Source organism: Clostridia bacterium, from assembly GCA_017405765.1.
Taxonomy (GTDB): domain Bacteria; phylum Bacillota; class Clostridia; order Oscillospirales; family RGIG577; genus RGIG577.
Map to the genome: position 1 here is coordinate 22,873 of JAFQZS010000036.1, position 15,528 is coordinate 38,400.

12 protein-coding genes are annotated in these 15,528 nt (G+C 47.9%); all 12 read right to left on the reverse strand.

What is annotated here, in order from left to right; translation table 11 throughout:
- Positions 1 to 134 precede the first annotated feature (134 nt).
- Positions 135 to 1,115, reverse strand: a complete 981-nt coding sequence (locus IJG50_06225) for a phospho-N-acetylmuramoyl-pentapeptide-transferase (protein MBQ3379444.1) — start codon at positions 1,113 to 1,115, stop codon at positions 135 to 137.
- Positions 1,109 to 2,485, reverse strand: coding sequence for a UDP-N-acetylmuramoyl-tripeptide--D-alanyl-D-alanine ligase (locus IJG50_06230; protein ID MBQ3379445.1), 1,377 nt, complete (start codon positions 2,483 to 2,485; stop codon positions 1,109 to 1,111). The genes IJG50_06225 and IJG50_06230 overlap by 7 nt, the downstream gene beginning before the upstream one ends.
- Before the next feature lie 7 nt (positions 2,486 to 2,492).
- Positions 2,493 to 3,953: a UDP-N-acetylmuramoyl-L-alanyl-D-glutamate--2,6-diaminopimelate ligase gene (locus IJG50_06235; protein MBQ3379446.1), complete on the reverse strand. Its 1,461-nt coding sequence runs from the start codon at positions 3,951 to 3,953 to the stop codon at positions 2,493 to 2,495.
- A 41-nt stretch (positions 3,954 to 3,994) separates the two neighbouring features.
- Positions 3,995 to 6,214 carry a PASTA domain-containing protein gene (locus IJG50_06240; GenBank protein ID MBQ3379447.1) on the reverse strand — a complete coding sequence of 740 codons (2,220 nt, stop codon included), beginning with the start codon at positions 6,212 to 6,214 and terminating at the stop codon, positions 3,995 to 3,997.
- Between the two features lie 60 nt (positions 6,215 to 6,274).
- Positions 6,275 to 6,904, reverse strand: coding sequence for a hypothetical protein (locus IJG50_06245; protein MBQ3379448.1), 630 nt, complete (start codon positions 6,902 to 6,904; stop codon positions 6,275 to 6,277).
- 18 nt (positions 6,905 to 6,922) lie between these two features.
- Entirely contained in the window at positions 6,923 to 7,858 is a 936-nt protein-coding gene (gene rsmH, locus IJG50_06250) for a 16S rRNA (cytosine(1402)-N(4))-methyltransferase RsmH (GenBank protein ID MBQ3379449.1), read from the reverse strand.
- A 16-nt stretch (positions 7,859 to 7,874) separates the two neighbouring features.
- A complete protein-coding gene (gene mraZ, locus IJG50_06255) occupies positions 7,875 to 8,294 on the reverse strand; it encodes a division/cell wall cluster transcriptional repressor MraZ (protein ID MBQ3379450.1) in 420 nt (139 codons plus the stop codon).
- Between the two features lie 233 nt (positions 8,295 to 8,527).
- Complete coding sequence (locus IJG50_06260) at positions 8,528 to 11,617, reverse strand: response regulator (protein ID MBQ3379451.1); 3,090 nt, start codon at positions 11,615 to 11,617, stop codon at positions 8,528 to 8,530.
- A gap of 376 nt (positions 11,618 to 11,993) precedes the next feature.
- Positions 11,994 to 12,494 carry a hypothetical protein gene (locus tag IJG50_06265; GenBank protein MBQ3379452.1) on the reverse strand — a complete coding sequence of 167 codons (501 nt, stop codon included), beginning with the start codon at positions 12,492 to 12,494 and terminating at the stop codon, positions 11,994 to 11,996.
- Positions 12,495 to 12,531: 37 nt separating this feature from the next.
- Entirely contained in the window at positions 12,532 to 13,014 is a 483-nt protein-coding gene (coaD, locus tag IJG50_06270) for a pantetheine-phosphate adenylyltransferase (protein MBQ3379453.1), read from the reverse strand.
- Positions 13,011 to 13,595, reverse strand: a complete 585-nt coding sequence (gene rsmD, locus IJG50_06275) for a 16S rRNA (guanine(966)-N(2))-methyltransferase RsmD (protein ID MBQ3379454.1) — start codon at positions 13,593 to 13,595, stop codon at positions 13,011 to 13,013. Before rsmD ends, coaD begins: the two co-directional genes overlap by 4 nt.
- Positions 13,592 to 15,430, reverse strand: a complete 1,839-nt coding sequence (gene uvrC / locus IJG50_06280; protein ID MBQ3379455.1) for an excinuclease ABC subunit UvrC — start codon at positions 15,428 to 15,430, stop codon at positions 13,592 to 13,594. Before uvrC ends, rsmD begins: the two co-directional genes overlap by 4 nt.
- Between the last annotated feature and the right edge of the window lie 98 nt (positions 15,431 to 15,528).

A 15,528-nucleotide genomic window follows, 5' to 3' on the forward strand; every position in this document is an offset into this window, starting at 1 on the left:
ATTATTACAAGCACCAAAAAGGGCACGTCAATAGAGGAGCGCGGCTTTGGGGCGGGCGCGCTCTGCTTTTTTATGTCGGCTCCTTTTGAGCTTTGCTGTCTCTTTCTAGCCAATTTATGCCTCCAAAAAAGTGTTTATACGGCATACCAAACAGAAATACCGAAATATGCAATGATACACAGGATAACAGTTATCCCCGTAAATACGAAAACTATCTTAGTCTCTTTCCAGCCGCTCATCTCGAAATGATGGTGTATGGGGCTCATTTTGAAAAGACGCTTCTTCGTTTTCTTAAAATACGCCACCTGAAGCATTACGGAAAGCGCCTCTATTAGATAAATAAGTCCGGCTATGATAATTATAAGCGGCATATCTAGCGCATATGCAAGCGAGCATACGGCGCCGCCCAAAAACAGCGAGCCCGTGTCTCCCATGAACACCTTTGCCGGATGGAAGTTGAATACTAAAAAGCCCAAGCATCCTCCCACAAGCGCGCAGGCGTATATGGCGGCGTCTCTTGAGGCGCACATTATCGCCGCGACCGCGAAGAAAAGAAATACCGGAGTTGAAACGCCGGCCGCAAGACCGTCTATGCCGTCGGTAAGATTTACGCTGTTTACTACGCCTACTATAAAAATAAAGGACAGTACGTAGTAAACAAATCCAATATCGAACCCGTGGCGAACGAACGGGATGAAAACGACGCTGCTTGTGTTGCCCGTCATAGACATAGACCAAAGATACACAGCCGACACGATGAACTGAAGCACGAACTTCTGCTTTACGTTGAGTCCCTGATTATGTTTTCTTACTACTTTGATGTAATCGTCAATAAACCCGACCGCGCCGAAGCAAAGCGCCATAAGTATAGAAATTATCACTTTTAAGTCGCGGCAGAATATAAGTGAAACGACTATAACGGCAATTATGAACATTATACCGCCCATCGTAGGCGTGCCCTGCTTTGACTTATGCCAGTTAGGGCCTATCTCAAGTATACTTTGACCGAATTTAAGCTTTTTTAAAAACTGTATCGTCTTTGGCGCAATGGCTACCGTTATGCCAAAAGCTATGATCAGCGCCAAAAAATAATAGAGCAAATCTCCGCCTAACAATCCTTTTCCCCAGCCTTCCAAAGTTTAAGTATATTCTCCATTCTCATGCCGTGAGAACCCTTTACAAGAATAACGTCTCCGGCTTTCGCGTAACTTCTAAGCGACTCGGTGAGCGCTTCGTCGCTGTCGAAGAAAAACGCGTCTTTGATCTTACCCGAAACACGCGCCAATGTAAACCTCGTATTTTCCCCTTTAAGAAAAACGGCATTTACGCCGGCCTCGTTCAATTCGTCTCCCAAGTTCTCATGCGCCTTTGGCGCGTAGCTTCCCAGCTCCAGCATATCTCCCAAAACGACGATCTTTCTTTGTCCCGCAGACGACATAAGCACCTTTATTGCCGCGCGCATCGAATCGGGGTTTGCATTGTACGTGTCGTCTATCAATGTGATCTCGCCGCTTTTTATAAAATTAAGCCGCTTTTCTATCTGCTCATACGACAACAGTCCCCGCTTTATCTCTTCGGGCGAAAGCCCCATAACGGATCCCACGCATATGGCGCACAGTGCGTTTTGCACGTTGTGAAGCCCCAAAGCAGGTATCCTCGCGTCGATCTCCATAAGTCCGCGCGAATCAAAAGACATGCCGTCATTTTCGCTCTTTACGTTTTTGCCGAAAAGATCGACGCTTTCGTTTTCAAGGCCGTAGGTATATACCTTTCGTCCCGAAAGCATACCGCTTCGCGCATTCCACAAAAGCGGTTCGTCTCCGTTGATCGCTACCGTCCCGCTGTCTTTGAGCCCGCCGAGTATCTCAAGCTTAGCCTTTAAAATATTTTCGCGCGAGCCGAGATGCTCTATATGCGCAACGCCAATATTTGTTATAACGGCAACGTCCGGACAAGCTATCCTTGTAAGATAATCTATCTCTCCGAAATGGTTCATGCCCATTTCAAGCACGGCGCATTCACAGTCCGGCTCAATAGACAGCACCGTAAGCGGAAGGCCTAAGTCGTTATTGTAATTAAGCTGAGTTTTATAGCATTTATACTTCTGTGACAGCACGGCGTATACAAATTCCTTTGTAGAAGTCTTGCCAACGCTTCCCGTTATGCCCACGACCTTTATATCAAGCGTGGATCGGTACCACCGCGCGATATCGCCCAGCGCAAGGCGCGTATCTTTTACCAAAATAAGCGCGCATCCGTCGGGAGGCTCGATCTCTCGCTCGGAAAGCACTATGCCGGCTCCCGCCGAAAACGCCTTATCTATAAAATCATGGCCGTCGGCCTTTTCGCCCTTAAGCGCGACAAAAAGCGCGCCGGGGCGCGCCTTTCTTGAGTCTATTGCGACATTGTCGCATAAAGCGCCGTTATCGCCCAAGACCCTTCCCTGGCACGCCTTAGCAAGTGTTCTTGCGTCTGTTGTTCTCATTTCGGTATCACTCCAGAGCTTTTAATTTCGCATATTCTTCCGAAACCACTTCACGCTCGTCAAAATGTATCGTGCCTGTCGAAAGTATCTGATACGGCTCGTGGCCCTTTCCGGCAAGCAGTACTACGTCGTCCTTTTCGGCTATCGAAAGCGCATATCTTATGGCTTCTCTGCGGTTTTCTATGACCTTATACGGGCATGCCGGTCTTTTTATGCCCTTCACTATATCCTTGATTATCTTGGCGGGATCTTCAGTGCGCGGATTATCCGACGTTATTACGCAATAATCCGACATTTTTGTCGCTATTTTTCCCATCTTGGGACGCTTGTCGGGATCTCGGTCTCCGCCGCATCCGAACAGCGTTATAAGCCGTCCCTTTTTATACTCGTTTATCGTGCTTATTATATTTTCAAGCCCGTCGGGAGTATGCGCGTAATCTATTACGACCGAAAAATCGGCGTCTATGCGCACAAGCTCTGCGCGTCCCACTACGCCTGTGAAATTAGTCATTGCATCGCGCACGAGCGGGGCGTCTATACCCAGGCTCACGGCGGCAGTTACGGCAGCCAGCGAATTGTAAACTGAAAAACGCCCCGGTATTTTAAGCGAAACGCGGCCTATCGTATTGCCGATAAGCAGCTCGTAATCGACGCCCGTGCTTTTCTGACGAAGGTTCTTTGCGACCGTATCGGCGTCGTTATGCTCTATGGAGTAGGAGAGCACGGGAGTCTTTATAAGCGACCGAAGCTCATAATATCTGTCGTCGTCGCGGTTTATAACGGCGGTCTCACACTGAGAGAACAGCTTTGCCTTTGCGTTGAAATAATCATCCATATCCTTATGAAAATCAAGATGATCCTGCGTAAGGTTCGTAAATATGCCGACAGCAAATTTTACGCAGTCTACGCGGCTAAGCGCAAGCGAATGAGACGATACCTCCATTACAACATAATCCACATGCTCGCACGCCATATCGTAAAAAAGCTTTTGAAGATCCAATGACTCGGGCGTGGTGTGATTCGTGGGTATGACTTTATCGCCTATCATATTCTGATTTGTCCCAATAAGTCCCACTTTAAAGCCCGCTTTTTCAAGTATGGCTTTAAGCATATATGTGGTCGAAGTTTTGCCGTTTGTGCCCGTAACGCCTATTACCTTGAATTTATCGGAAGGATTGCCGTAGAAATTTGAGGCAATGACTGAAAGCGCATGGCGGGTATTGTCGCATATGATATACGGCAGCGTCTCATCATCCAAAGCATGTGCGCAGACGAAAAACGATGCTCCTGCTTCCCTCGCCTGAGCGATATAATTATGACCGTCCGACTTAAAGCCCTCTATGCAAACGAACAGGTCGCCCGCCTCGACCTTGCGCGAGTCGAAGCAGACCTTGTTTATTTCGATATCCTTATCAAAATTGAATGCTTTTTCATAGGAAAGTCCGCAAAGCAGCTTTTCTAGCTTCATTTTTCTGTCCCCCCTTATATCGCATGCGCCTTTAATGAGTATTACTCAACGGTGGAGTTCGGTTCTCTGAATTCAACGGTAACTATCGTTCCCAGGGGAACGACCGTACCTGCAGCGGGCGACTGGCTTACTGCAACAACGCCCGATTTATTATATACTCCGGTTGCGGAGAAATTAAGCGTTCTGTTCGTTATCATCGCGTTTACGTTCTGAGGTGAATATCCCAGCACGTTCGGTATCTCCGTTTCGCTCATCGCGGCGTCTCCGTTCGTGTAAATAACTATCGTGCCCTCCTGCGGCATTCTCGTATTGGGACGCGGCATTTGATTTGTTACCGTATCGCCGTTTCCGATAACGCGGCACTTTATGCCGTTATCGGAAAGATATGCTCTGGCGTCTGCGGCCGATGCGAAACCGTCTATAAGATTCGGCACCGTTATGTCGAGCGTCTGAAGCTCCGACTCTGTATACTGCGGCTCAACGCCGAGATACGGAAGCGACTCCTCGATTATCTTGCTCACGACGGGGGCAGCTATCTGTCCGCCGTACGTCTTGCTGCCGTTCGGCTCGTCTAAAAGAACGAGCACGGCAATTTTGGGATCGTTCGCCGGAGCGTAAGCGCCGAACGATGCGATCCTTAAGTTTTCAAGACCCGTTTTATTCTGCTTGTCGATCTTCTCCGTCGTACCCGTTTTGCCCGCAACGCGGTAGCCCTTTGCATATGCGTTGCTGCCGGTGCCCTGCGTTACGACAAGTTCAAGTATCTCGCTTAAAGTATCGCTCGTCGATTTTGAGATTATCTGGCGCTTTTCGGTAGGCGCTATCGTTTTTATAACATTCTGCTCGTTGTCAACATACTGTCTTACGATATACGGCTGCATAAGCTTGCCGCCGTTTGCAACGGCCGCAATGCCCGAAGCCATCTGTATCGGCGTGACGGAAAAGTTCTGACCGAAGCCCGCCGTTGAAAGCTCAACTATATTGAAGTTCTGCTTTGTATGGAATATTCCCACAGCCTCGCCGGGAAGGTCTATGCCCGTCTTTTCAAGAAATCCGAACGCGTCCATATATTTATAGAACGTATCCGAGCCCAGTCTCTGCGCCACAGTCATAAATACGGGGTTGCATGAGTTCAAAACGCCCTTTACGAACGTCTCCTGTCCGTGGCCGCGTCTTACGTGGCAGTGTATCGCCCATTCCTCGACCTGCATAACGCCGCTGCAGTAAAACTGATCGGTAGTCTTTACTACGCCCTCTTCAAGGCCCATGGCCGCAGTAAATATTTTGAATACCGAGCCGGGATAATATGTATCCGTTACGGCTTTATTGCTCCATATATACTGAAGCGCCTCGTTTCTCGCTTCGTTTCTTGCCGCTTCGTCTGAAATGGAGTCGATCCTCAGCTGAGTCGATGCGTCGAGCATATAGGGGCTGTTCGGATCGAAGTCCGGTTCTACGGCCATTGCAAGCACGGCGCCTGTTTCCACCTCTATAACTATCGCAACGCCTCTGTCGGCCACGGCGTTCTCTATCACGGCCGCTTCAAGATATTTCTCCGCAACGTGCTGTATCACCTCGTCTATCGTAAGAACGATGGACGTGCCGCTCTGCGCCGTTTCATATTCCTCATACTGGAAGGGGAGAGCGTTGCCGGCGGCGTCCTTTGCCGTGACCACGCGTCCCTTTGTGCCCGTGAGCACGTCGTCGTACTCAAGCTCAAGCCCGTAAAGTCCCTGATTGTCCGTTCCCGTAAATCCCAGCACCTGCGCCAAAAAGTCGCCGTAGGGATAATAGCGCTTCGTATCCTCCGCAAGATGCACGCCCTCTATGTTGTATTCGTTCACGAATGCGCGCACCGCGTCGGCGTCTTCTTTTTCAAGCTTCTTTTTAACTACCTCATATTGATTTGTTTTAAGCGTCTGCTCGTATGTTTTGTTATAATCCACGCCCAGTATCTCAGAGAGCCTCTGCGCTACGACTCGCTTTTGGTCCTCCGGTATCGTAAGCGGGGAAAGGTAACATGTTTCCACCGTTGCGCTCTCCGCAAGCGGCTTCATGTTCGTGTCGTATATGGTGCCGCGCTGAGGGCTTATTACCGTATTTCTCGTCTGCTGCTCCGCGGCGTCCGACTGAAGCGTTTCATGCTGGCGTATGCCTACGTTTACGACCTGGCCCGTTATAGGTATAAAACCTAAAAGAAGCAAAAAAATCATAAGAAATACTATTCTTTTTTTCATGGAAGCGCGTTTCTTTTTTTTCACGCTTTTTTCCTCCGTATAATAAGTTCTGCGCCAAAGCGCGCGCTTTTGGTATAATATATATTACTCTCCGGTATTTATATATTCTTCCGAAGCCTCTGTATATTCCTGCATATCCTGGGGGATCTCCTCTGCGGCGTAATCTTCTGCAGCGTAAGCTTCCGTAGCTTGCTCCGTCTCGGTCTGGGCTTCGTCCGTCTGCGTCTTTTCTGCGGGGGTCAGATACTCCTTAAGTCCCCCGAACAGCGTCTGCGTCTTGGAAGTAATATCGCTTACGGGCGAAGAATTTACTATCTCGGCTTTGTCGCTTCTTTTCATATCTATGTATTCGCGCTGATAATCCTGCACCTTTACCATTCCGAAGGTGTTCATCGCTATATATTCTATATCTTTAAGCGTCGTCTTCTTATCTATGTCTACCGTTATGCGGGCTTCCTCTTCCTTAAGGCGGGCAAGCTCTCGCGTAAGCTCCGATTCTTCCATCGAAAGCTCTGTAAGCTTTGCGTAATTTGCCAATACGGAAAGAAGCAAAAAAATGCATATCACAGCTATCAGAGCATAAACGACAACTCTTGCCGCCGCCCTTCCTTTGGAGCGTGCGGCAGTCTTCTTCTTTTTGACCGGTGCGGGAGTTATCTGCTCGTAAAACTCAAATTCCTCTCTCACCTGCGGCCTTGAATATTGAAGTGCCATCTCTATCTCCTCATATTCCTATAAAATGCGCCGCGCCGCGCGAAGTCTTGCGCTCTTTGAGCGATTGTTCTTAAAAGTCTCCTCTTTCGACGGAGTAGCCGACCTGCCGCGCATAAGCTCCAGCTTAGGCTTGTTTCCGCATACGCATACGGGAAAGCTTTTAGGACAGGTGCAGCCTTCGGACATCTTTTTGAAATACTGCTTCACCATCCTGTCCTCAAGCGAATGGAAGGTGATTATCGCGGCTGTCCCGCCCAAATTAAGGCAATCGTATATGTCCTCAAGCGTTTTTTTTAGTCCGTCAAGTTCGCCGTTCACCTCGATGCGTATCGCCTGAAAAACGCGCTTTGCAGGGTGCCCCTTTTCAGAGAGCGCCCTCCCCGGCATCGCGCTTTTGATTATGTAAACAAGCTCGTGCGTTGTGTCGATAGGTTTTTCTTCGCGGCGTTTTACTATCATTTCAGCTATGCGCTTTGAATATCGTTCCTCACCGTATGTGAAAAATATACGCGCAAGCTCTTTTTCGTCATACGTATTTACAACTTTCCAGGCGTCAAGCTCCGCCGTCCGGTCCATTCTCATATCGAGCCGCGCATCGTTCTGATAAGAAAAGCCGCGCTCCGGCTCGTCAAGCTGATACGAAGATACTCCGAGATCAATAAGAATGCCGTCGGCTCCGTCTACGCCGTTATTTTTAAGTATCTCTTTTAAGTCTTTAAAATTGCCGTGTACTAGCGTCACCCTGTCGCCGTATTTTTTCAGGCGTTCGCCCGCATGGCGTATCGCGTCCATATCTCTGTCTATCGCAATGAGCCTGCCCGTATCGAGCCGCTTTGCAATTTCCTCAGAGTGTCCCCCTCCGCCCGCCGTGCAGTCAACATATATGCCGTCGGGACGTATATTGAGCGCCTCAATACATTCATTAAGCATTACAGGTATATGAGAAAATTCCATAAGCGTCTACGACCTCTTAAAAGCCCATCTCTTCCATTGCAGTCATTATCATGTCGGGCGTAAGCGTTGCGCATTTCTTCTGCCATGCTTCCATATCCCATATTTCAACGTGATTTGACGCGCCTATCACCATAACGGTCTTCGAAAGCTTTGCAAAACGTCTCAGATTCTGAGGCACCAGCGCCCTGCCCTGTTTGTCAGCTTCAGAAAGGCTTCCGCTTGAAAAGAAGTAAAGCTGCAAGCTTCGCGATTTGCTCATCGGAAGCTCCTTTATCTGGCGTTCCAGGCGCGCCCATTCATGCAGGGAATATATAAAGAGGCATTCGTCAGGCCCCTTTGTTATCACAAACTGTTCTCCAAGATCTTCGCGAAAACGAGCGGGTATTATGATACGCCCTTTTTGATCTATATTATGTTCAAATTCGCCTATAAGCATATCATGCTCACCCCTTTTCTTGCGTTCTATTCACCACTTTATTGCACTTTGTGCCACTTTATACTCTATTATATAATGCAAGCGCAAATAAATCAATACTAAAATTCAAAAGATGCGCTGCCAAATTATTCTAAGCACCCAAAGCGTCTTCACAAAAGCGTACTCGATATATAAAAGAACAGACGCGAAAGCCGTAATGCTTTCGCGTCCTTTTCGTATAAATCATTCTGTCTTTAATCCTTTATAAGTATCTCGAGAGTGTCAAACAATTCCTCCGGCTCAACGGGCTTTGAAAGATGCGCGTTAAGTCCCGCCTGCATGGAGCGCTGTACATCCTCGTCGAAGGCGTTCGCCGTAAGCGCGATTATCGGGATCTCTTTTGCATCTTTGCGCTCCATTGAGCGAATGGTTCTTGTGGCTTCCAGACCGTCCATCTCCGGCATTCTCATGTCCATCAGTATTGCGTCGTAATATCCGGCGGGATGTTCCGAAAACTTTTCTACGGCAATACGGCCGTTTTCGGCCAGATCCGCTTCGATCTCGCGCATACTCAGCACCATAATTATTATCTCCGCGTTTACGGGCATGTCCTCTGCAAGAAGTACGCGGCGTCCCTTTAGATCTGCGCGCTTTTGGACCTTTGTCCGGCTCTTTTGCTTGAACGCTTCTATGAACTCGTCCATAACGCTTTCGGCAAAGAGAGGCTTTGATACAAAGGAGTCAACGCCGGCCCTTATCGCCTCATTCGCCACATCGTCCCAATTATACGCGGTAAGGATAATAATCGGCGTTTCGTTTCCGACAACGGCGCGCATCTGCCTTGCCGTCTCTACGCCGTCCATATTCGGCATCTTCCAGTCGATAAGAAGAAGGTCATAATCAGCCATGCGGCCATGACGAAGCTTAACAAGCTCTATGCCCTTTTCTCCGGAGGCTGCGACGTCACAGCCTATGCCTACTTGTCCCAATACGATCTGCGCATGCTCAAGAGCGACAGGATCGTCGTCGATCACAAGAACATTAAGCGTTTTTAAATTGATATCGCTATTAGAATCGTCCCGCTTGCTTTCCGTTTTGCCCAGAGTTACTGTCACGGTGAAGGTCGTTCCCACTCCCTTTTCGCTTTCCACTTCGATCTGTCCGTTCATCAGGTCTATAATACTTTTTGTGATAGGCATTCCCAATCCCGTACTGCCGTATTTGTTCGTTGATGATACATTCTCCTGACTGAATGTGTCAAATACGTGCGGCAGATATTCCTTGCTCATTCCTATTCCCGTATCGCTGAATGTAAGCCTCAGCGTCGCTTTATTGTCGTACTGTCTTATCTCTTCGATAATGAATGTCACTTTGCCGCCCTTAGGAGTGAACTTCACGGCATTGCCCAGGATATTGATCATGACCTGCTTTAACTTCATGCCGTCGCCTATATATGTATCGTCCACTTTGCCCAAGATGCGGCAATCATATATAAGACCCTTATCCGAACATTGTCCGCCGATTATTGTATTTACCTGTTCCAGATACTTGGCAAATGAAAACTCCTCGTTTTTTATAGACATGCGTCCCGATTCGATGCGCGACATATCGAGAATATCGTTTATAATGCTCAAGAGATGCTGTGCCGAGGCGCCCATCTTCAAAAGATATTCCCGTATCTTCGGAGGCAGGGAGGGCTCATTCAACGCTATATTGTTAAGGCCGATAATGGCGTTCATCGGCGTACGTATCTCATGGCTCATATTGGAGAGAAAAGCCGTCTTTGCAACGTTTGCCTGCTCTGCGGCAGTCAGCGCCTCCGTAAGCGCCTCCTTCTGCGAAAGCTCGCTTCTCGTCTCTGCGTCAACGTCCGCGAAGCACGCGCCGACGCTGTCGCTCCCATGATCGCCAGCTTCGTCACTGCGGCGTACTCGCGCAAAGCGTACCGCCTCGTATGATTCTTTCCCGTCTATGCTTATCATATAGCGGTACGATATAAGAGCGCTTTTTTTAAGCCCCTCTCTTACGGCTTCGGGACGTATGAAGCTTAAGAATTCCTCACGGTACGCAGGCAGAATATACTTATTGCAATACGCCGTCACGGCCTCTAAGTAATTGAATCTGTCGCCCACCTTGAATCCCGGCAGATCGCTTCGCGCCTGATAGCAAACACCGCGGTCTTTGTCAAGCTCAATAAAATATACGCTGCGGTAATCGGCTGACAGCGCCGCTATCATATTTTTCTGCTGCTCCTGCTGAGTCCTTTGAGCAAGTATTTGCTCCTGAAGAGCTATCCTCTGCTCGAGCTCCTCATTCTTTACTCTGTTCTCAATGTCGGATGTCTCCTTTTCCAAACGGAGCTTCGTGTTCTTTCTCATCTGCACGAGGACAAAGGCAAACATCACACCCATCAGCACGGTCGTGAGAACAGTCTGTATAAGGCTTCTTCTGATTATTTCGTCGGAAACGGCGTTTATTTGTTCGCTTATAACGCTTTCGCGTACCATATAAGTTAAAAACCAGTCGGTACCCGTTACCGGCACGTAGCTCAGCGTCATATAAATGCCGTTATAGCAGAATGACGTGATGCCTTTATTCCCTTTGCTGAAGTCGTCTTTAACGCCTTCCAGGGAATATCCTTCTTCAAACTGCGCCATTTGAAGCGCGGCAAAAAGGTTGTCCTCTGCGGCAAAACTGCCCAAAACCATATTGCTTAAAGGTATCCCGCCGCTTGTGTAAATGTTGCTGAAGGTAGTGCTGCTGCTTTGTGACTGCATTGAAACGCCTTGAAGCATGACGGTCATATCCATTTCCATAAAGCACACAACGAGATGCTTCCCGTCAATGAATTTCTCTCTGTCGCGCATGGGGACGGCAATGACGATCTTCCTGTTCTCGCTCTCTAAATTCTTTATTGAAATATCAGCCTTTGACATCGAGGAGTAGTCAAACGAGTATTGGTCGATTTCGTTCGTGATCCCTTCGTCCGCCGTATAAATAAGGCCGTCCTCGTCAACGAAAGCGAAGCGTTCGAGATTAAAAAGGTGCTTCATTCTGCGTTGATAGGTACGCATATGCTCAAGGTCGTTTAAGTCTTCGTCCGTCATTATTTCAAGCGCTATATTTATAACGTTTATGTTTCCCGCAAGACTGTCTTCCACGACCTGCTCACGTCTTCCGGCAAGCTCGCCGAGATAAAGCACACTTACAGAGCGCACGGCGTCTTTAGTATTTCTCTGCGCGTTTTTGCCCGTCGATAAGGTGCCAAAGATAAGGATAATCAAAATAAGAACGCCGCATATTGCGACAATTCGAGGTATCATATTGCTCCGTTTTTGATCCACAAAGATTCCTCCCTCCTCGTTTTCCCGAGCAGTGCTCTTATCCGTTTTAAAATGGGGCGTTTCGGTCGGCTCTGCTTTAAACTTTTTAGACGCCGCCCGAATGCGCTTCGTATTTCCTGCTTTTATCGAGTATGATCAATTCTCATAATTATATCTTATTATATCACGATGTGCGCCTTTCGTCTATAAAAAATGCTCCTTGCGGGCGCATTCGCATCTTTTGTGCCTTTTAATCATAAAAAACGCACAGATGCCCCAAAACGAAGCGGTCTGTGCGGTTCATTTGTCTTTATAGAGAAGAAAAACGCCTAAACAAACCGCGCTTAGGCAGTTCAGTGCAGCAGCCGTTTCTCGGATAACGGTGTTTTTCTCATGCTTAGCCTTCCTGCTGCTGCGTTTCCTCGCCGCTTTCTTGCGGTCTGCCCTTTTGCGCCACGTTTTTCAGTCTGCTGCGGCTCTGGCGAATCTCTGCCAAATTTTTAGCAAGAGTCTCTTCCATAGCGCCAAGGACCGTATTAGCATATTCCGCGGTATTGCGCTTGATCTCGTTTGAGCGGTTCTGAGTAAGCGTTACTATCTCGTTTGCGCGCTGCGCCGCTTGACGCACTATCTCCTCCTGAGATATAAGCTTCTTTGCATGCGTTTCGGCTCGCTTCATAAGATCTGCGGCCTCTTTGTTTGCTCTCTCCAAAATATTGTTCCTGTCCTCAACTACAGACTGCGCCTGATGCATCTCCACGGGGAAATTGAGCTTGATCTCCTGAATAAGTTCTCTTGCGCGTTCCTTGTCAATAACGCATTTTCCGCTTGACAGCGGAAGCGGCGTACTCTCCTGTATAAGATTGTCAAGTTCGTCTATAAGCTTTTCAACGCCCATATATCACACCTCTTTTTAAGATTTTCTTTTATCTTTATTATTTTTTATGCATTGCCTTATTTACATCGTCAAGTATCTCCGACGGAATAAACATGGAAATATCGCCGCCCAAACGTCCTATCTCGCGCACAACGCTGGAGCTCAAATAAGTAAATTTCTCGCTGCTTGAAAGAAACACCGTTTCGACCTCGGGGCAAAGCTGCTTATTTACGAGAGCCATCTGGAATTCATATTCAAAGTCAGATGTGGCCCTTAAGCCCTTAACTATGACCTTGGCGTTCTCTTTTCTTAAAAAATCTACCAAAAGCCCCTCGAAAAATGCAACTTCTACGTTTCCCAGATCGGCCGTCGAGCGCCTAATAAAATCGGCGCGCTGTGATTTTCCAAACATGGGCTGCTTCGATGTGTTCGTAAGCACGCCCACGACCACCTTATCATAGAGCTTGGACGCCCGTCTTATTATATCAAGATGCCCGTTCGTTATCGGGTCAAAGCTTCCTGGATAAACCGCTATGTTCATTGTAAAGATTCCTCCAAATCGCTAACGGTCTTTTCAGCTTTATCTGCCGTATACACCGTGACGTTAATATTGCCGTAAACATACTTTTTAAGGCGCGAAAACATCCCTACACGATCCGGCAGAGCTTCGCGTCTCGTTTCACACAATATTATAGCAGTATCAGACAGCATATTACAAGTACATAATTCATTAAAAACATTTTTTACTTCTTCTCTGTCGTAAGGCGGATCTAAAAACACTATGTCAAACGGCTCTCCTTTGTATGTTTTTATATACTTATAACAGTCTCCCGTTACTATCTGCGCATTTTTCTCAAGCTTCGCCGCAATAAGATTTTTCTTTATCATTCCCGCAGCCGCACGGTTTTTTTCTATGAAAACGGCCCAGCTTGCGCCGCGCGAAAGCGCCTCTATGCCAAGCGCGCCGCTGCCCGCGAACGCATCTAAAACGCGCGCTCCCGCTATATCAAACTGTATTACGTTGAACATCGCCTCTTTTACCTTATCGGTAGTCGGGCGAGTATTTTCGCCCTCTATCGTTTTAAGCGGCGTTCCCCGTGCGCTGCCCGATATTACTCTCACTTCGTATCACCGCCCTCAAGTTCTCGCTTTATGCGCTGGGCAAGCGCCTCGTTTATGCCCTTGACCTTTGCGATTTCCGATACTTCGGCCTCACGTATCTTTTTTACGCTGCCGAAATGGGAAATAAGCGCCGCACGCTTCACCTCTCCCACGCCTTTAATGTCGTCGAGCGCGCTTTTCATCGTTTTTTTCGAGCGTGCGCTCCTGTGATAGCTTATCGCAAAGCGATGGACCTCTTCGGATATCCTGCCGAGCAGCGTGTAAACGTCGCCCACGCCTTTAAAAGTAATCTCTCCGTCTTTTGAAACGAGGCCCCTTATGCGGTGGCTTTTATTCTTTACCATGCCGAACACGGGCACGTCTATGCCAAGCTCATAAAGCATCTGTGTCACGGCATTTACATGGCCTGCTCCGCCGTCTAAAAGTATGAGATCCGGCCTTTCGCAAAATCCCTTTTCGCCGGCTTCAAGCGATTCAAAGCGTCTGTATATTACCTCTTTTGTCGCGCTGTAATCATCGGGCGCGTCGAGCGTGCGTATTTTAAAGCGCTTATAGTCGCCCTTTGAGGGCGCGCCGTCCTTGAACACCACCATAGCGCCCACCATCGAATCGGATCCGAGGTTTGAAATGTCGTATGACTCTATGCGCACCGGTATATCGTTAAGATCCAGCACGCGTTTAAGCTCCAAAAGAAGCCCGCGCGAACGCTCCATGCCGAGAATATCGTTTCTTACCTCCTCGCGGGCATTTGAAAGCGAAAGCTTCAAAAGATTGAGCGGCTGACCGCTCTTCGGGGCCGAAATACGCACCTTACGACCCGACAGCTTTGAAAAATGCTCCTCCAAAAGCGCATCGTCCTCCGCCTCCGCGCTTAAATATATATCCTTCGGTATAACGGAGTTTTCATCGTAGAACTGCTTTAGAAATTGAGAAAGCGCCTCCTGCTCGTCAAAAGCTGCGCTTACGCGCTGCTTTATCACCTTCTTGTCAATAAGCCGTCCGAAGCGCACCATAAGCACCGAAAAGCAGAGTATATCTCCCTCGACATAGTAGCTTATAACATCGCATTCGCGGCCCGATGAAAGCACCATCTTCTGCTTTTGACCCAGCCGCTCTACAGAGCGTATACGATCGCGGTAAACTCGGGCGCGCTCGTATTCCATATTCTCCGACGCCTCGTACATCTTTGCCTCAAGCTCTTTCGTCACGTTCTCGTAATCGCCCTCTATGAACGATATTATATCGTCGAATATCTCATGATACTGCTCTTTTGATACTCCGCCCATGCACGGACCTATGCATCGTTTAATATGATAATTCAGGCACGGGCGCACCTTGCCGATGTCGCGCGGGAACGACAGTTTACATGTCGCTATCATAAATGTGCGCTTAAGCGTCCATATCGTATCGTTTATCGTCTTTGCCGAAAGATACGGCCCGTAGTATTTCGCTCCGTCGGAAAGCTTTTTCCGTGCGAGGCTTATCTTCGGATAGTCGTCGTTCATAGTGATTTTAAGATACGGAAAGTTTTTATCGTCCTTTAAAAGGATATTATACTTCGGCTTGTGAAGCTTTATAAGATTGCATTCGAGCACGAGCGCCTCAAGCTCGCTGTCGGTCACTATATAGTCGAAATCGTGAATATTCGAGACCATCTGCTCCGTTTTCATATTGTCTTTGGGCGCGTCGTGAAAATACTGGCTTACACGGTTTTTAAGCACCTTCGCCTTGCCGATATATATTATTTGCCCCGACTTATCCTTCATTATATATACGCCCGGTTTTTGCGACAGGTTTTTTATTTTTGCCGAAAGATGCTCATGCTGCTTTCGCATAATATCCCTCCCTTCGATATTTTAATAAAAAGAAAAGGACGCATGTTTTAATTTGCGTCCTTACGAGATTACACATATGTTTTTTTAACAAAAAGCTA

Bases quoted from the DNA above. Each gene is read 5' to 3' on its own strand.
- IJG50_06245 (MBQ3379448.1), bottom strand. From the start codon at position 6,904: ATGGCACTTCAATATTCAAGGCCGCAGGTGAGAGAGGAATTTGAGTTT.
- rsmH (MBQ3379449.1), bottom strand. From the start codon at position 7,858: ATGGAATTTTCTCATATACCTGTAATGCTTAATGAATGTATTGAGGCG.
- IJG50_06230 (MBQ3379445.1), bottom strand. From the start codon at position 2,485: ATGAGAACAACAGACGCAAGAACACTTGCTAAGGCGTGCCAGGGAAGG.
- IJG50_06235 (MBQ3379446.1), bottom strand. From the start codon at position 3,953: ATGAAGCTAGAAAAGCTGCTTTGCGGACTTTCCTATGAAAAAGCATTC.
- uvrC (MBQ3379455.1), bottom strand. From the start codon at position 15,430: ATGCGAAAGCAGCATGAGCATCTTTCGGCAAAAATAAAAAACCTGTCG.
- IJG50_06265 (MBQ3379452.1), bottom strand. From the start codon at position 12,494: ATGGGCGTTGAAAAGCTTATAGACGAACTTGACAATCTTATACAGGAG.
- coaD (MBQ3379453.1), bottom strand. From the start codon at position 13,014: ATGAACATAGCGGTTTATCCAGGAAGCTTTGACCCGATAACGAACGGG.
- mraZ (MBQ3379450.1), bottom strand. From the start codon at position 8,294: ATGCTTATAGGCGAATTTGAACATAATATAGATCAAAAAGGGCGTATC.